This is a genomic window from Paenibacillus sp. J22P143, from assembly GCF_059692035.1.
Window position 1 is genome coordinate 147,461 of the sequence record NZ_JCAUAQ010000001.1, and the last position, 17,756, is coordinate 165,216.

Below are 17,756 nucleotides of genomic sequence, written 5' to 3' on the forward strand. Positions count from 1 at the left end.
AGAATATACGTTCGTATGTCTACATTAATTCAGCTGAATCATCATAATCGTATCGTAAGCCATCATGATCTTCGCTTCTTACCTGAGCTGTGACCAACAGCGCTTGGTTTGCACTTTCTTGCATTTTAAACAACACTTCTTGATAATCTCTAGAACGGTGCTCTTCTCTATCATGTTTCATGGCAGTTCTCAAAGCTCTTTCAATGATAATGATATCATGACTTGTGAAATTCACGGCTTCTCGCACCTCTTCTTGGTCCATCATTTTCATAACAACTAGCTTTGCCAAATTGCGCCAATGACATACAAAACAATAAAAAATTGATAAATTCGTATACTGCCTTGTAATCAGGTAAAATTAGGATAAGATACACAAAGGAGGAATACATAATGTCCGCATCTTTACCTAATGAAATTGAAGCGCATCGCCAACCAGATCATGAGATCAATCCTCAATTTCTTGAGCGTTGGTCGCCACGTTCATTCTCGGATCAAGCAGTGTCAGAGGACGTTCTATTAAGCTTGTTAGAAGCCGCACGATGGGCACCCTCAGGAAGTAACAATCAGCCATGGCGCTTTATTGTTGCCCAGACACCCGAGCAATTGGCTAAATTCTATGATTTCATCACGCCGTCAAATCGCGTGTGGTGTGAAAAAGCCCCCGTACTTACACTTGTCATTTCAAACACCAAAACACCTAAAGGCACACATAATCCAAGTCATGCATTCGATGCAGGTACGGCGTGGGGATATTTAGCGCTTGAGGCAAATAATCAAGGGCTTATCGCTCACGCAATGGGCGGATTTGAACCTGACCAAGCACGTGAAGCACTCCATATCCCTGCCGAGTACGAGCTTCACGCTGTTGTTGCCATCGGGTACCGCGGTCCAGTAGATGCCCTTCCTGCCAATCTGCAAGAACGTGAAATCCCATCCGGAAGACGCGCAATCAGCGAGCTTATTTACGCAGGACAATTCGAGTAATCGTCGTTTACTTCAAACAAAAAGAACACTTCAGCACTTTGAAAACCAAGTGAACCTGAGGTGTTTTTTTATTTATTAAGCGTAAGAAATCACCTATACGTATGGCGGATCCCAAGCTTTTTTGTCCAATCCAATTCGATCACTCACCACATTCATATCCCGATCCAAATGAACATCGACACCGAAGCTCAGCTTACGTTTGTGCCAGAAACGCATATCGCGCCACTGCACCTCATAACCGCCGTTTTTCTCTTTCCAACATACGTAGATGTGCTGTGCAAACTGTAAAAATGCTCGAACACCCTCTGTCCCCATGGATGCTTTCACAATCGGATGTGAGCCCTGTTGGTTGTAATCTTTCTTGCTATACTGCTCGAGGACAATCACTTGTCCATATCGAATCTCCCCCAGATAGAAGCTAGTTTCACTTTCGTAAACAAACTGCCAATGAAACCAGCTTAAACTCGGCACAAGATGACAAACACCTGAAGTTAGCTTCAGCTCTCTTCCTACATGTTTGATGAGGTTGTTGCGCTGTGAAGTTTGGATCCCAATATAGATAAGAGTTGCGGCAAAAATAAGGGCATACATCTCCCCGACATGACTTCCTGCCTCCCCTAGCCAAACCAGAAACCAGATGAGTGCGCCGCACGCATGAAGAACAAACATGAAAGGATCATAGAGACAAAGCGTGTCCAGATGCACCCATTTTTTCGTAAAAGGCCTTAAACATTGAACACCATATACATTCAGAACATCAAGTCCAACGTGGTAAACAACAGCTAGAAACGTCCAAAAGTATAGGCTAATGAAGTGCTCCCAAACACCAAATAACGCAGCGAGCGGCAAACTTATGATAAGCGGCCAAATAAGTAAAGCAGGTAAAGAATGCGTCACACCTCGATGAATTCGGACATAACTAGCGTAACCGCGTAAACGTGCAACCGTATCTAAATCTGGCGCATAAGAACCAACCAACGTTCCAGCGAGAATGGCATGCGCCAATGCGGGCTGATCCGAAACCACCGTTTCTAAACAAGCTAATCCAGCGAGGCTAACCCCAAACAATAAGTGGCTTCCAGAATCCATTTATCGATTCCCCCGTTCTTATGTCCTTTATTGGAACTGATGACCGGTTTCCCAACGCTCATGAACATTAAACCAATAGAACCAAGAAGCGGGCTGTTCGCGAATAACCCGCTCTACGAAGCTATTCAGCAAAAGATTGGCATGCGCCCTATCCGTTTTAACTGAATTTGCAGCTTTACTGTGTAAGATAAGTGGTTCCCCCACCACAAGTCGATGTTTGAAGCCATGTGACCGAAACCCATAGAAAGGTACAATTGGAATTTGTTGCTCAAGCGCGAGCATGGCTGTGCCACCCGGCGTCCGAGTAACCCTGCCAAATAACTTGGACAACGGAAATGTAGGTCGCCAGAAATCTCCAAGCAGGAAAACAACGCCTCCGGATTGAACATGCCTTTTTAACGTACGATACAATTCTAGTGCGGGAACACTGTCGTAATCTAACCCTTTACACCCTAGAGCAGCAAATTTGTCATACAAGGGCTTTAGTTCCGAACTACCCGCGGACGCTACGGTGAGACAATCGAACATTTTCGTGAAATACCAATAATAGTTAAAAAAATTACCAACATGAGGCGTGTAGATAATGAAGCCTTTCCCGTTAGCTAAATGCTGCGCGGTCAGTAAATGTTGCTCACCCTGTAACTCAAATTCAAGATCACTCAACCGATTAGATTGGAATAAAATTTCGTACAGTGAGAAAACAACATTGCGCACATATTTTCTGGTGAGTGATTTCACCTTCCGTTCAGGCATTGGACCTAGAACATCTGCTAAATTATATTTCACACGCTTCAGAAATCCATTACGTGAGACCACATACCATATGGCAGCTATCACCCAACAAAGGATCGACATCATCCATAATGGGAAAATGGGAAGTATACGCTCTAACCGACTACGCTTCCCTCCGTCCGAAGTTAATCTAGCAATCCATTCATACAAAGCAAGCCCACCTCATCTTAATCTTCATGTAGAAAATGTCGTTTGTACCGACGCGCGACCTTATCCTTTTGTAAAATAATGAAAAAATCCACCGTTCCAAACAACTCATCATACGCCGGATCTCCACCTATTTCAGCTCCTAACCACTGGTAGCCTTTCATTAATGGCGGCAGCTTTCGAAACATTTCTTTCTCATTAACAGCAAGATCAATTTGTGCGAGGCCGGAAATCCGATGTGTTTCAAGAGGCGTGATCCCGTAGTGGTCAGTCAACACTTGCTTAAGTTTCAACATCGAATAAATCTCATTTAATTCCTCTATATTTGTCATGTGAACACTTGCACAACCGATTAAATGTGTGTAATTTTGCCCGCTGATATAGTTGGCAATCCCTTCCCACAGCATTTGAATCGCTCTACCCCCACGATAATCAGGTGCAATGCAACTGCGCCCTAGTTCCAAGGATTGTTTTTTCAAGTCTGACATCGTACTTAAATCAAATTCGGTCTCAGAGTAAAATCCAATCCCCTTGTATACACGATCACCTGGAAGAAGTCGATAAGTCCCAATGACCTGATCGGTTTCAAGATCTTTGACAATCAGGTGGTCACAATACGCATCATAAACATCACTTTCAATCCTTTGTTCATTCATTAAGTGTAAATTTTTCTCTTCCTCGACAAATATCTGATATCGCAGTCGCATCGCTTGCTCAATTTCTTGTGCACAGTTTGCAAGCTTCATCATCAGCTTAGCAGGTTGTGGCGTCGTTAATAGAGGTACTCCATTCATTCTTCCTCACGCCCCTCAACTAGAGTTTACACTTCAAGATTAACAGAGCTTTATTTTCTGTTGATTTGCTTGTTGTGAAGAATTTGTAATTACCGTGACATTCGCCATGAAAATGAGAAAAAGAACGCAATCGCCTATTGGCGATCTACGTTCTTTCAGGTGTCCCGTCCATGTGTTTGGACTTCCCTTATTCCGAATCTTTATATGACTTGCTGATTTCCTTAATTATGATAAAAAAAATCGAGGAGATAAAGATAGAAAGCAGCACTTCACCGAGTGTAATTTCCATACCTTCACCCCGATTTCCGTTGGTTTTGTTTAGTGTATGAGGGTAACGTGTGATATTGACGCATAAAGAAAAAAAATAAGCTTCTCCCGTTAAGAATTTAACGGAAGAAGCTTATCTATTTTACACTTTACGCGGTACCTCAAAGCTCCAGAAATCTCTTGCCAAGTGACTATTGGCATGAATCTGCTGCGCCTCATGAAGCAGCTCATTGACACTCTCGCCTTGATAACGTGAGCTAAGGTGTGTCATGATCAGTGCGTTCGCACCTGCCTCCTGAGCAGTCCGCGCAGCATCCGTTGAAGTCGCATGATCAAAAGCATAGGCTAGCTCCTGCTTATCCATCGCAAAGGTCGCTTCATGAACCAAAACATCAGCGCCGCGCGCTAACATTTTAGCCCCCTCACAATAGCGTGTATCCCCTAGAATGACGACCACACGGCCAGGAACTGGAGAGCCCAAGAAATCTTGGCCATTTATGGTCCGGCCATCCTCGAGTTGTACGGAATGACCTTGTTTTAATTGACCGTAGATTGGACCTGCCGGTACACCAAGCTCCTTGAGCTTTTCGATCAAAAGCTTGCCAGGTTGATCTTTCTCTACGATTCGAAAACCAAAACATTCAATACGATGCTCTAAGCGAGCCGTTTCCACCAGAAAGCTTTCATCCTCGAAAATAATGCCCTCTTCATCAAGCTCAACAAGGTGAAGCGTATAGCTCAGATGCGCCCCACTGACTTCAAGTGCGGTATCAACGAATTTTTTGAGTCCCTTCGGACCGTACAGCGTCAGAGGTGTATCCCCACCTAAGTAAGAGCGACTCGTCAACAACCCTGGAAGTCCATACAGGTGATCTCCATGCAAATGTGTTATGAAAAGTTTCTCCGTTCGCCCTAGCTTCACCGGGGAGTTCAAAATCTGCTGCTGCGTACCTTCCCCGCAATCAACAAGCCAATATGTTCCCCGCTCGTCTAATAAATTCAAGGCAATTGAGGTTACATTTCGCTGCTTGGAAGGCATGCCAGCCCCCGTTCCCAAAAAATACAAGTCCACAAGCCAAACCCCATTCTGTTTCAATATCAACTCGGCAAAACGGAAAGCGAGGTTGCCGCGGAACATGATCGTTCACACTAGCTGCCTCGCTCTCGCATGCTTATCCTACGTTAAAATAACGCGCTTCTTTATGTGCAAATACAATCGCGGATACGGAGGCTTCCGGTTCCATCATGAATGATTCCGTCAGCTCAACGCCGATATCCTCTGGCTTCAGTAGATTAAACAGCTTTGCTTGATCATCCAGATTAGGGCAAGCCGGGTATCCGAATGAGAATCGTTGCCCGATATATTTGGCCCCGAATCTTTCTTGCATCGTCATATCCACACGATCCGCTATGCCAATGACATCACGCATGATGTGATGCACGCGCTCAGCAAAGCCTTCTGCGACTTCGAGAGCTGTCGCTTGCAGCGCATGGGATTTCAAGTAATCGCCTTTATCACGCCATTCCTTCGCCAATTCATTAATATCATGTCCGGCTGTCACTAGTAGGAATCCTACATAATCCATTTCGCCGCTCTCGACGGATTTCAAATAATCAGCCAAACAGAGGTACGGCTCCTTATCTTGACGAGGGAACGTAAACGTCTCGAGCACTTTGCTCGTATCCGAAGGATCATAAATGATCACATCATTCCCATTTGATTGCGCTGGGAAGAAACGATACATCCCGTGCGCTTTAATGATACCGTTATGCTGTGCAGCATGCAGGATCGAGTCGACGGTATCCTTCAACTGCAGTGCTTTCGTATCCTTATCGCTCAACAGTTGCTCTACTTTACCCTTCAAGCCAAGATGATGCCCTAACAGCATCTGCATGTTCACATATGGCATTAAATGACTAATCGGGTAATCCCGCAAGATATGACGATCTGTATCTTGAGGCACGTGGACAGGAAGATCCTTGGATACTGCTGAGGAACTCACACGCGTTAGCTGTGGCAGCTTCTCTTCTTTTTTACCTGTATCCATGACATCCGACTCTAGGCTTTCTCTGAGCTCTTGAATCAACCGTTTACGCTGTTCAGGATCACTTAGCTTATTGGCGATATCAAGACCATCCATCGCATCCTTCGCGTAGAGGACGACGCCCTCATACTCCGGCTGTATCCGTGTTTTGGTAAATTTACGTGTAAGGGCAGCACCGCCAACAAGAATCGGCACATCCACACCCGCTGTACGTAAATCCTGCGCCGTAATCACCATCTGTTGCGCTGATTTCACTAGCAAACCTGACAACCCAATCGCGTCCGCCTGCTCTCTGCGGTAAGCCTCAATGATTTGTTCCGGCGGTACTTTGATCCCCAGATTGACAATCTTGTAACCATTATTGGAAAGGATGATTTCAACGAGATTTTTACCAATATCGTGTACGTCCCCTTTTACCGTTGCCAAAATAATTTTACCCTTCACCGCAGTCTCGGATTTCTCCATGAAAGGCTCTAGATAATTGACGGATGCTTTCATGACCTCAGCACTCTGAAGCACCTCAGCAACGATGAGCTCGTTACCATTGAAAAGACGTCCAACTTCTTCCATCCCCTTCATGAGCGGCCCATTGATGACTTCTAACGGGGAATAGGTTTGAAGAGCAATCTCTAAGTCCGGAATTAACCCTTCCTTCGTGCCTTCAACAACATAAGAGCCTAGTCTCTCTTCCAGAGATAGATTCGAGATCTTTTCCTTCTTTTCCACCTTTTTCTCACGGAAATGGGCTACGAATTTTGCCAAAGTCTCATCATTGGTATTGTAAATAAGTTCCTCTGCCAACTGACGCTCTGTATCTGGAATCGACGCATACCGTTCTAGTTTCTCCGTATTTACAATCGCGTAATCAAGTCCTGCCTTTGTACAGTGGTACAAGTAGACAGAGTTTAGAACTTCACGACCCGCATCTGGTAATCCGAACGAGATGTTACTTAGTCCTAGAATGGTCTTAGCAAGAGGATACTTCTCTTTAATCAGCTTAATCCCTTCGATCGTTTCGACCGCAGAACCAATGTACTGAGGATCTCCTGAGCCGACAGGGAACATATTCGGGTCAAAAATAATATCCTCTGGATTCATACCGTACTTCCCAGTTAGCAGCTCATACGAACGTGTTGCCACTTCGATTTTCGCTTCACGCGATACCGCTTGCCCACGCTCATCAATTAGAATACAAACAACCGATGCCCCGTAGCGATGAATCAGAGGTAAAATCCCTTCGAATTTCGTCTCTCCATCTTCTAAGTTAATCGAGTTAATAATCGCTTTACCCTGTGAATATTTGAGTCCAAGTTCGATAATGTGATCATAGGTCGAGTCAATCATCAATGGAACTTTGACCTTTTTCACAACCTCTTGCATGAATTCCTCTACCGCATAGGCTTCATCAATATCCGTATCTTGTAGATTAATGTCGATAACATGAGCGCCGTTCTTCACTTGATTCCGGGCAATTTCGGAGCCCTCTTCAAATTTGCCCTCTTTTATCAGACGCTTAAACTTTCTGGAACCGGAAATATTCGTTCGCTCACCAACCATGATTGGACGGTTTTCTGGCTCGATATAGACCGTTTCGATACCAGAAATCGCTGGGGGATGTGTTCCGTATGCACTTCTTGGCTTATAATTCGCAAGCGTTTCTGCCATAGCCCGAATGTGATCAGGTGTCGTTCCGCAGCAACCTCCAGCAATATTGAGCCAGCCTTGCTCAGCAAATCCGGCCATCTTTTTCGCCAAAGATTCAGGAGATTCATGATAGTGCCCATTCTCATCCGGTAGGCCTGCATTCGGATAACAGCTGATAGCTGTATCTGCGATACTGGAAAGCGTACGAATGTGATCACGCATAAATTCAGGTCCAGTCGCACAGTTCAAGCCCATCGAAATTGGCTTCAAATGCTCAAGTGAAATATAAAAAGATTCAATATTTTGCCCGGCTAGCGTCGTACCCATCGGCTCAATCGTTCCGGAGATCATAATTGGAAGCTCTACGCCTAATGTTTCATAAGCTCTGCGAATCCCAATACTGCCCGCTTTTACATTCAGTGTATCTTGGGAAGTCTCAAGCAGCATGGCGTCAACACCAGCTTCAACAAGGGCAAGAGCCTGCTCGTAATAGCTTTCTTCCAGTTGTTCGAATGTTACCCCACCTGTCACGGACAAGGTTTTGGTCGTCGGCCCCATAGCGCCCACAACATAACGAGGCCATTCCGGTGTCGAATATTTCTCAGCAGCAGCAATCGCCAATTTCGCAGCGGCAATGTTCAATTCCCGGTGACGATCCTGCAAATCATACTCCGCCAGAACGACACTTGTCGTTCCGAACGTATTCGTTTCTATCATATCAGCGCCAGCGGCGAAATAAGCTTCATGAATTTTTTGAATCACATCTGGACGCGTAACACATAGAATTTCATTACATCCGTCCAGGTCATCACTTCCGAAATCATCAGCGGTTAAGTTCTCTTGCTGAATCATCGTACCCATGGCACCATCTAGGATCATAATCTTCTTCTTAAGCTGTTCTTGAATCGGTGGTTTCTTCATGGCAAGACTCCCTTTCAACTTTTCCTAAACCTTAATGAGAAAAAAAACGACAAATTATGTTAAGATTTAGTTTAACAGAATACGGCTTCTATGAAAAGAATTTGAATTATGATTAATTCCTATAGGTTTTATCGGAAAAACTTATATCCTTCCATCGACAGTTAGCTTGATATCCTCTATAATATGGTTATATTTATAATGAAAGAGGGATGTAACGTGGCTCAAATTAGAATTCGTAATACCAATGAACGTATCGAGGGCGAAGCGGAAGTAAAAGCCTTCTTAGATAGTCAAGAGGTTGTATATGAGCATTGGGATGCAAACAAGCTTCCTGAAGCGCTTCGCGAGAAATTTATCCTTAGTGATGATGAGAAGGCAGAAATCATTTCTACGTATGAAGCTGAAATTAAAGATCTAGCTGCTAGACGCGGTTACGAAATTTGGGACGTAATCTCACTGTCTGATGTAACACCGAATATCGAAGAGCTTCTGAAAAAGTTCGAGCAAGTACACACGCACACAGAAGATGAAATTCGCGCTATTGTTTCTGGTAAGGGGATTTTCATTATCAAATCCGAAGAACATGGCTATTTCGATGTTGAACTTGAGCCAGGTGATGTGATCTCCGTTCCTGAGAACACGAATCACTTCTTCACCTTGATGGAGAACCGTGAAATCGTTGCTGTTCGCCTTTTCATCGAAAAAGATGGCTGGGTTGCTTATAATGTTGATGATCCACAATTTATTAAAGCTTAATCGTACCACAATTAAAAGCCCAGCAGCACTTCAGACCATAGGGTCTAGAGTAACTGCTGGGCTTTCTTTCTATTCAATTAACCGTTCGTAATAATCGGTAAAATATCTTGAAGTCGCGTTACTTCATAAGCAGGCACGATCTCATCTCCACTTTGCAGACCGTGATGGTTAATCCAGATGTTACGCATACCAATACTTCCTGATCCCAAAATATCCGTCGTTAGCTTGTCCCCGATCATGATGCCTTCTTCAGCTTCAATCTCAAGCAGACCCAGTGCATAGTTGAAAATAGCTTTAGCTGGCTTCCCTTGTCCAAATTCACCTGAAATCACAATATGATCAAAGTAAGGAGCAATCGCAGGAACACCTGCTAACTTCTCTTTTTGCAAATCTGGTGAACCGTTCGTTAATAGAAGCAGCTTGTAATTGCCTTTCAAGGCATCTAATACGCGAAAAGTTTCTTCATACACATAGGGACGACTGCGGCGTTCAGCTGCAAACAACTCACCTAACTTGTACCCAAGCTCTCGATTTTCAATCCCTAGCCCAGCAAGCCCTCTCGTCCATGATTCCGTACGGTATCCGGGTGCCAGCTTCTCTAATTTGCGAAAGTTTTCGTCCTCGCCTTGTGTGAAATTAGCCCATAGCCCTTCAAACGGGTTTATTCCTATCATTTTGGTAAATGGGAATGTTTCGAAGGATTCATATAAGCTCCTTGCTTCTTTACGAACAGAAGCTTCCAATTCCTCTGGATTCACATCGACTTGCTTCGCCGCTTCTGCACAAGTAGCAGCAAAGGCTTCCTCCACACTACGATCATCCCATAATAGCGTATCATCCAAATCAAAAAGCACAGCTTTCAACGTCATCATTCATTTCCCCTTTGAATGTAGTATCTATGTGTAAGCTTAATTCTCTTCGTCAGTAAACTTAATGGAATCAAGTTGGACCTTCAAGTTACCCCTGAATGCATTGATGTAGATTTTTCTTAGCTCATTGCGCTCATCAATCTCTGCATCTGTTAAACCTTCAACAGTCTTCGCCTTCCGAGCTAATTCATTGATACGTTCAATCGTTTTATCCATGCTGTCACTCATTGTAATCCTCCCAGTCAAAATTTCAATATGAGTACTACTTTGCCATCCCCGAATAGGATTGTCAAGGATACAGCGCAAAGAGACATAGCAATTCAATTGGCGACTATGTCTCGATCATTCATCTATATAGTTAACTAATAATGAGTTAATTAAGGAAGTAATAGAACTTGCCCCTCTTGCAAAGAACTGCTCGCTAAATGATTTAATGCTTTCAGCTTCTCAACATAAGAACGCGCGTTCTCTCTCTTGTTTTTATGAGCGTCTGCGATTTCCCATAGCGTGTCACCGCTTTGGATGACAACCTTTTCATGCTGGATAACTTTCACAGATGGTTGAACGGAAGCGATTGGTGTAGACACTGTAACGGCCCCATCGCCTGCATAGGCTTGTACGATCGCACCAAACGAGAACACAGTTCCAAGAATTGCTGCTATCAGCAAGAAACGAAGTAGTGGTTTCGCATAACCCCGTTTAATCGTCATCCCTTTGGATGCATAAGCAGTACCTTGAAGTGTTGTTGTTGCGTTCGATTGTGAATAAGCCATATACATAAAATCATCCCCCAAACATTTGTTCTGATATTAGAATAACACGAACACATGTTTGAGTCAACGATTTGTTCGAACTTATGTTTGTACGAACTCGGGTTCTATGTTATACTTTGGGTAATGATTCCCAGTATTGGAGTGATATCTTATGAGTAAAATTTCGCAGCGTCAACAAGCAATCATGGAATTCATTAAGAACGAAGTGAAAGATAAGGGCTACCCGCCTTCCGTTAGAGAAATCGGCGAAGCTGTTGGACTAGCTTCTAGTTCTACCGTACATGGGCATTTAGAGCGTCTTGAGAAAAAAGGCATGATTCGTCGAGATCCTACAAAACCGCGTGCAATCGAAATCCTAGGGCTGGATGGTGCCGAATCCCAATTCGCAGTTTCCGTCGCTCGTGTGCCCCTTATTGGTAAAGTAACGGCTGGTGTTCCTATTACTGCCACTGAGAATATTGAAGATTACTTCCCGCTTCCTTCAAGCATGGTAGGCGACAACAACGTGTTCATGCTTAGCATTATGGGTGACAGTATGATTGAAGCTGGTATTCATAATGGCGACTACGTCATTGTTAAGCAGCAGCAAACGGCGAACAACGGTGATATTGTTGTCGCGATGACTGAAGATGATGAAGCAACGGTTAAGCGCTTCTACAAGGAGAAGGATCATATTCGCCTTCAACCGGAGAACTCCGCATTACAACCGATACTATTGAAGAATGTGACAATTCTCGGACGCGTTATCGGTTTGTTCCGGGATATGTAGGATCAGGAACAGATATCAAAAAAGCAAGGCCCCTCAAAGTGATAACACACTTGAGAGCCTTGCTTTTTTCATTTAAATTGACAAAACCCAGTTCCCCGCGCGGAAGATCGGTTCAATCGTCCCATCCGCTAATTCCCCATCGATCTCAAGCTCAACTGATCCTATCATGAAATCCACGTGTATCAAGGAGCTGTTTCCTCCGCGAGCCTTCAATTCCTCATTGGATAGTGTTGTACCGTCCTTCAAATTGATTGGATAACAACTACCTAATGCCAAGTGGCAGGAAGCATTCTCATCAATGCCTGTATTATAGAAAATACGATTTAAATTGGAAATTGGAGAATCAAATGGCACAAGAGCTACCTCACCCAAATAGCGCGCCCCTTCATCCATATCCAACAACCTGGCCAAATGGTCATGCCCAACTTCAGCCTGGAAGTCCACAACCTTCCCCGCTTCGAACGTGAATGAAAACCGATCCACCAACGCCCCATTAATATTCAAAGGCATTGTACTAGCAACTGTACCACGAACGCCCGTTCTGTTCGGTATAGTAAACACTTCTTCCGTCGGCATATTGGCTACATATCGAATGCCTCGTGCATTCTCATTATCCCCGCCTAGCCAAATATGTCCTTCTGGCAGTTCAACACGCAAATCCGTACCCGTAGCCCGATAGCGCAGAGCTTTATAGCTTCTTTCATTCAATAAGCTATGTGTGGCTTTCAGCGTATCTAAGTGTGACTGCCAAGCGGCAACAGGATCCTCTTCATAAACACGGTTAATTTTGAAAATCGCATCCCACATCGCAGGTATACGCTGCTCCTCTGGCAGATCCGCATACACAATAGAAGCCCAGGCTTCTGTTGGTGCTTTGATCAAACACCAGCTAAACTCTCCTGTTCGCACATAGTGCTGATATTTCGCTCTAGCTGTCGAAGCGGCTTTGGACGCTCTAGAAATCAGACTAGCGTCAATACCATCATAAAGATTCGGATTTGGCACCTTAATGTTCAATAAGGCTCCACCGTTCTCAACAAACTTTTCCAGCATCGTCGTATACCACTCAGGGTAATAGTCCATTGAATCAACTTGTGCATAATCAAGCTTACTACGCGTAATGACATCATCCTGCCAATGCACATGCACATAATTCGCACCAGCTTCATAGGCTTTCTGCACGATAAGCCTAGTTAACTCCAGTGTTTCAATAGGTGCTTCCACCAACAAGTCTTGGCCTTTATTCAGGTTGACCCCGACTCGAATCACTAACTCAGCATATTTTTCTAAATTATGATTGAAATTGTCCATAGTTCAATAAGTCTCCTTCGCGTTAAAAAGCCCATCAACTCACATACGCGAGACTGACGGGCTTTAAGTATCTAGGTGTCTTCTTAAAAACCTAGTACAGGGACAGATATTGATCTCTTTCCCATTGGTGAACTTGCGTACGGTACATGTCCCACTCAATTTCTTTCAATTCATAGAAATGAGCTAGTGCATGTTCGCCAAGTGTGTCGCAAACAACATCATCACGAAGCAACTCATCCAACGCTTGTTTCAAGTTGAGCGGCAAGCTAGGAATACCTTCCGCTTCACGCTCTTCTTCCGTCATCACATAGATGTTGCGATCTGTTGGCGGAGGCAGTTGCATTTTGTTCTTAATGCCATCCAAACCAGCAGCAAGCATAACAGCCAGTGCTAGGTAAGGATTTGCCGCTGGATCTGGATTACGAACTTCAACACGCGTGCTTAGGCCGCGTGAAGCTGGTATCCGAATCATTGGGCTTCGGTTACTCGCTGACCAAGCTACATAGCAAGGTGCTTCATAACCTGGAACTAGACGTTTGTATGAGTTTACCGTTGGGTTCGTAATCGCTGCGAAAGAACGCGCATGACGAAGTACGCCCGCCATATATTGTCTTGCCACTGTGCTCAAACCTAGTTTGTCGCTCTCATCATAGAACGCATTCGTCTCACCTTTGAACAAGGATTGGTGACAATGCATACCTGAACCATTCATTCCGAACAAAGGCTTCGGCATAAATGTTGCATGCAAACCATGTTGTCTAGCTACTGTTTTAACAACAAGCTTGAAGGTTTGAATCTGGTCAGCCGCTTTAATCGCGTCTGCGTATTTGAAGTCAATTTCATGCTGTCCTGGTGCTACTTCATGGTGAGAAGCTTCAATTTCAAAGCCCATTTCTTCCAGTGTTAACACGATATCACGACGGCAGTTTTCACCAAGATCCATCGGTGCCAAATCGAAGTAACCACCTTGGTCATTCAATTCGGTTGTTGGATTGCCTTTTTCATCCGTTTTGAAAAGGAAGAATTCCGGTTCTGGTCCAACATTCATGGCAGAATAGCCCATTTCTTCCGCTTGCTTCAACGCGTTTTTCAAAATGGCGCGCGGATCCCCAGGGAACGGAGTGCCATCCGGCATATAAATGTCGCAGATCAAACGAGCGACTTTGCTTTCAGTTACCCATGGGAAAATAACCCATGTATCTAAATCCGGATATAAATACATATCCGATTCTTCAATGCGCACATAACCTTCGATGGAAGAACCATCGAACATCATTTTATTGTCAAGGGCTTTTTCAAGCTGGCTAAACGGGATTTCTACGTTCTTAATACTTCCCATTAAGTCTGTGAATTGCAAACGGATGAAACGAACGTTTTCTGCTTTGGCGATACGAAGAATATCTTCTTTGGAATAGTTAATGTTATAGCTCACGTGTGCATTCTCCTCTCAACTTTTAAGCGCGATTCGACATTCGATCTTATTTGTAAAATCTGGATAACTGTCCTTGAATCAATGAAACCTGATCCGGGCGTTTCCCCCCGCCAATCAATTGCTGCTTAAGCATTTTGTGCAATTGAGAGTCGGTTAATTCTTTCCGTTTCACTTCGGTATGTTCGTTAAGGATCGTTGCATCCTCAGAATCCTTATCCACTGGGATAAGAACCTGCTTGATCCCCGCGATGTTCACACCTTTTTCAATCAGATCTTTAATTTCAAGAAGACGTTCTACGTCATTAAACGAATAGAGCCGTTGATTACCAGCTGTTCTAGCTGGGATGATCAGTTCATGTTGCTCATAATATCGAATTTGTCTTGCTGTTAAATCAGTCAGCTTCATGACAATTCCAATGGGGAATAACGCCATATTTCTACGTATCTCATCACTCATGCTAATCACTCCTGGTCAGTAAGTACCTCACTCTTATTGTACCTTTCTAACAAAAACGTGTCAAGGAGTGTCAGGTTTGTTCACAGTTTAAATTTTCACAGTAATCCCTTGTCTTCCATATGTTGGATTGCCGTTAATACACCTAACTTACAATGTGAGTAGGTCAAGCCACCTTGCATGTATGCGATGTACGGTTCACGAATCGGCGCATCGGCTGACAGCTCTAAGCTGCCTCCTTGAATGAACGTGCCCGCTGCCATAATGACAGGATGCTCGTAGCCAGGCATGTCCCAAGGCTCTGGTACGACATGCGAATCCACGGCAGAAGCCTTCTGGATGCCCTGAACGAATGTAATCAAATGCTCCGCCGACGTGAAGCGGATTGCTTGAATCAGGTCCGTCCGCTGCGCATCCCATCGCGGATGGCTCACGAAGCCGAGGTCTTCGAACATCGCAGCTGCGAAGACCGAGCCCTTGACGGCTTGCCCCACCAAGTGCGGGGCAAGGAATAGCCCTTGAAACATCGCTCGCGTCGCTCCGAGCATGGCACCGACCTCGCCCCCAATACCGGGGGCGGTCAGTCTGTACGCGGCGAGCTCCACGAGGTCGCGTCGCCCGGCGATATAGCCGCCCGAAGGGGCGATGCCGCCGCCGGGGTTCTTGATCAGCGAGCCGGCCATCAGATCGACGCCAACCTGCGTCGGCTCCTGCAGCTCGGTAAATTCACCATAGCAATTGTCCACGAAGACAATCAGCTCAGGGTTGATCTCTTTCACAAATCGGACCATTTCGCCGATTTGCTCTACCGTGAACGAAGGCCGCCACGAGTAGCCGCGTGAACGTTGGATGCCGATCACCTTCGTGTTCGGCTGAATGGCTGCTACGATCGCCGGCCAGTCAGGCGATCCATCCTCCAAGAGCTCGACCTCGCTGTAGCCGATGCCAAAGTCCTGCAAGGAGCCTGTTCCGTCGCCAGGCTTACCAATGACTTTATGTAACGTATCATAAGGCTTACCCGTGATGTAAAGTAGATGTTCACCAGGGCGGAGTACACCAAACAATGCAGTTCCGATGGTATGCGTCCCCGAAACAAAGTGCGGGCGAACAAGTGCTGCTTCTGCTCCCATCGCATCTGCATAGACAAGGTCAAGGACCTCTCTTCCTCGATCATTGTAGCCATAACCCGTTGAGGAAGCAAAATGATAATCACTTACCTTATGTTCTTGGAAGGCACGAATGACCTTCCATTGATTTAAATCAATGGTTTTCTCAATTTGTCGAAAAGCGCTCTCGACACGTCGCTCCGCGCTTTCCATTCTCGCCATAACCTTTTCCCCGAAATGCATCCTAGTTGCTCTCTCCCTCGTTCTCATCCTGCTCTGGCTTGGATAGGGTTTGATCGTAATCAACCAGTAAATAGGCCAGCTTTACATAATCATCCTTGTTCACGCGAATCTTGAACACCATGTCTTCCCCATCCACATCCGACTCAAGCACTTCACCGATCCGATACATGAGGGCTATGACATCCCCTTTATTGGCTGGAATACGGAACTCCTTACTATCTCCCATCAACTTATCCTCAATGGTGATACGAAGCCGTTCTAGATCCTCAGGCGTGTAGGCACTCACTCTCATGAACTCGCCTTCGGCAGAGAGCAAATCGCGTTCATCTTGCGGGATAAGATCAATTTTATTAAAGACCGTTATCTGTTCCTTCTGATGGGCGCCTAGCTGCTCCAATACCTCTCCAACAACACGCATTTGCTCATTACGCATCTCCGTTGAGCTGTCCACGACATGCAGAATTAAATCAGCTTCATTCGCCTCTTCCAACGTCGCGCGGAACGAAGCGACAAGATCATGGGGAAGATTCTGAATAAAGCCTACCGTATCCGTGAGAACGATTTCCTTCCCACTAGGCAAAACCATCGTCCGCGAAGTCGGATCTAGGGTTGCAAACAATTGATCTTCTATATACACATCTGCTTGTGTCAATTGCTTCAATAATGTCGACTTCCCTGCATTGGTATACCCAACTAGAGCCACTTGAAATACACCGCTTTTCTTACGACGTTCCCGATGCAAAGTGCGGTGACGAACTACTTCCTCCAGCTGCCCTTTCAGTTCGTCAATTCGCCCTCGGATATGCCGGCGATCCGTTTCCAGCTTGGATTCCCCCGGTCCTCTCGTCCCGATTCCGCCACCCAGACGTGACAAGTTCTTGCCTTGACCTGATAGTCTTGGCAAGAGATAGCTCAGCTGTGCTAATTCAACCTGGATAATCCCTTCTCGTGTTTTGGCACGCTGTGCGAAGATATCCAAAATGAGTTGCGTACGATCTATAATTTTCACATCAAGCGCCGCTTCCAAATTACGAACCTGTGCACCTGACAGCTCCTGATCGAAGATGGCTGTATTTCCGCCATGTTCTTCCAATAACAGCTTTAATTCTTCGACTTTCCCTTTCCCAATAAACCACTTGGTATCCTTAGCTTCTTTGTTCTGTGTCATCGTCTCCAGCACCTGGACGCCAGCCGTTTCTGCCAGTTTCACAAGCTCTTGCAACGAATACTCGGCCAGAAGCTCATTTTTCTTCTGCTTCTGTGTAATCAAACTGACGAGCACGGCTCTGTCATCGATTTCTTTTTCAACCATATGTGAAGTTGTTTTCATTGTCGTCTCCTTTACTTCCCGCATCATGCT

17 protein-coding genes are annotated in these 17,756 nt (G+C 45.1%); 3 read left to right on the forward strand and 14 right to left on the reverse strand.

Annotated features, from left to right (window positions below):
* Positions 1–19: 19 nt before the first annotated feature.
* Positions 20–265: a hypothetical protein gene (locus AC58PQ_RS00785; protein WP_497240104.1), complete on the reverse strand. Its 246-nt coding sequence runs from the start codon at positions 263–265 to the stop codon at positions 20–22.
* Positions 266–390: 125 nt separating this feature from the next.
* Here AC58PQ_RS00785 and AC58PQ_RS00790 point away from each other — a divergent pair, with 125 nt between their 5' ends.
* A complete protein-coding gene (locus AC58PQ_RS00790; protein ID WP_497240105.1) occupies positions 391–984 on the forward strand; it encodes a nitroreductase family protein in 594 nt (197 codons plus the stop codon).
* A 93-nt stretch (positions 985–1,077) separates the two neighbouring features.
* On the opposite strand, the gene AC58PQ_RS00795 is transcribed toward AC58PQ_RS00790, so the two are convergent.
* From AC58PQ_RS00795 to metH, 5 genes are all read right to left on the reverse strand, one after another.
* Positions 1,078–2,073 (reverse strand): metal-dependent hydrolase, encoded by a 996-nt coding sequence (locus AC58PQ_RS00795; protein ID WP_497240106.1) that lies wholly within the window; start codon positions 2,071–2,073, stop codon positions 1,078–1,080.
* 27 nt (positions 2,074–2,100) lie between these two features.
* Positions 2,101–3,015 (reverse strand): lysophospholipid acyltransferase family protein, encoded by a 915-nt coding sequence (locus AC58PQ_RS00800; protein ID WP_497240107.1) that lies wholly within the window; start codon positions 3,013–3,015, stop codon positions 2,101–2,103.
* A 17-nt stretch (positions 3,016–3,032) separates the two neighbouring features.
* The gene (locus AC58PQ_RS00805; RefSeq protein WP_497240108.1) at positions 3,033–3,806 is read right to left on the reverse strand and encodes a GNAT family N-acetyltransferase; all 774 of its coding nucleotides are present in this window, start codon (positions 3,804–3,806) and stop codon (positions 3,033–3,035) included.
* A 409-nt stretch (positions 3,807–4,215) separates the two neighbouring features.
* Positions 4,216–5,145 carry a ribonuclease Z gene (rnz, locus tag AC58PQ_RS00810; protein ID WP_497240109.1) on the reverse strand — a complete coding sequence of 310 codons (930 nt, stop codon included), beginning with the start codon at positions 5,143–5,145 and terminating at the stop codon, positions 4,216–4,218.
* Positions 5,146–5,245: 100 nt separating this feature from the next.
* Positions 5,246–8,683, reverse strand: coding sequence for a methionine synthase (metH, locus tag AC58PQ_RS00815; protein ID WP_497240110.1), 3,438 nt, complete (start codon positions 8,681–8,683; stop codon positions 5,246–5,248).
* A gap of 216 nt (positions 8,684–8,899) precedes the next feature.
* Here metH and AC58PQ_RS00820 point away from each other — a divergent pair, with 216 nt between their 5' ends.
* The gene (locus AC58PQ_RS00820) at positions 8,900–9,439 is read left to right on the forward strand and encodes a 1,2-dihydroxy-3-keto-5-methylthiopentene dioxygenase (RefSeq protein ID WP_497240111.1); all 540 of its coding nucleotides are present in this window, start codon (positions 8,900–8,902) and stop codon (positions 9,437–9,439) included.
* Between the two features lie 77 nt (positions 9,440–9,516).
* Here AC58PQ_RS00820 and AC58PQ_RS00825 read toward each other — a convergent pair whose 3' ends face one another.
* The 3 genes from AC58PQ_RS00825 to AC58PQ_RS00835 all read right to left on the reverse strand — a co-directional run bounded on the left by AC58PQ_RS00825 (position 9,517) and on the right by AC58PQ_RS00835 (position 11,087).
* Positions 9,517–10,308 (reverse strand): HAD family hydrolase, encoded by a 792-nt coding sequence (locus AC58PQ_RS00825; RefSeq protein ID WP_497240615.1) that lies wholly within the window; start codon positions 10,306–10,308, stop codon positions 9,517–9,519.
* A 39-nt stretch (positions 10,309–10,347) separates the two neighbouring features.
* Positions 10,348–10,536 (reverse strand): DUF896 domain-containing protein, encoded by a 189-nt coding sequence (locus AC58PQ_RS00830; RefSeq protein ID WP_477591373.1) that lies wholly within the window; start codon positions 10,534–10,536, stop codon positions 10,348–10,350.
* Positions 10,537–10,685: 149 nt separating this feature from the next.
* Positions 10,686–11,087, reverse strand: a complete 402-nt coding sequence (locus tag AC58PQ_RS00835) for a LysM peptidoglycan-binding domain-containing protein (protein WP_497240112.1) — start codon at positions 11,085–11,087, stop codon at positions 10,686–10,688.
* Positions 11,088–11,232: 145 nt separating this feature from the next.
* Here AC58PQ_RS00835 and lexA point away from each other — a divergent pair, with 145 nt between their 5' ends.
* The gene (lexA, locus tag AC58PQ_RS00840) at positions 11,233–11,850 is read left to right on the forward strand and encodes a transcriptional repressor LexA (RefSeq protein ID WP_477591376.1); all 618 of its coding nucleotides are present in this window, start codon (positions 11,233–11,235) and stop codon (positions 11,848–11,850) included.
* 72 nt (positions 11,851–11,922) lie between these two features.
* On the opposite strand, the gene AC58PQ_RS00845 is transcribed toward lexA, so the two are convergent.
* From AC58PQ_RS00845 to hflX, 5 genes are all read right to left on the reverse strand, one after another.
* The gene (locus AC58PQ_RS00845) at positions 11,923–13,161 is read right to left on the reverse strand and encodes an aminopeptidase (protein ID WP_497240113.1); all 1,239 of its coding nucleotides are present in this window, start codon (positions 13,159–13,161) and stop codon (positions 11,923–11,925) included.
* A 91-nt stretch (positions 13,162–13,252) separates the two neighbouring features.
* On the reverse strand, positions 13,253–14,581 hold the full coding sequence (gene glnA / locus AC58PQ_RS00850; RefSeq protein ID WP_497240616.1) for a type I glutamate--ammonia ligase: 1,329 nt from the start codon (positions 14,579–14,581) through the stop codon (positions 13,253–13,255).
* A gap of 58 nt (positions 14,582–14,639) precedes the next feature.
* Positions 14,640–15,050 (reverse strand): MerR family transcriptional regulator, encoded by a 411-nt coding sequence (locus tag AC58PQ_RS00855; RefSeq protein WP_047676992.1) that lies wholly within the window; start codon positions 15,048–15,050, stop codon positions 14,640–14,642.
* 95 nt (positions 15,051–15,145) lie between these two features.
* Positions 15,146–16,366 (reverse strand): methionine gamma-lyase family protein, encoded by a 1,221-nt coding sequence (locus AC58PQ_RS00860; RefSeq protein WP_497240617.1) that lies wholly within the window; start codon positions 16,364–16,366, stop codon positions 15,146–15,148.
* Positions 16,367–16,397: 31 nt separating this feature from the next.
* The gene (gene hflX, locus AC58PQ_RS00865; RefSeq protein ID WP_497240114.1) at positions 16,398–17,726 is read right to left on the reverse strand and encodes a GTPase HflX; all 1,329 of its coding nucleotides are present in this window, start codon (positions 17,724–17,726) and stop codon (positions 16,398–16,400) included.
* Positions 17,727–17,756: the final 30 nt, after the last annotated feature.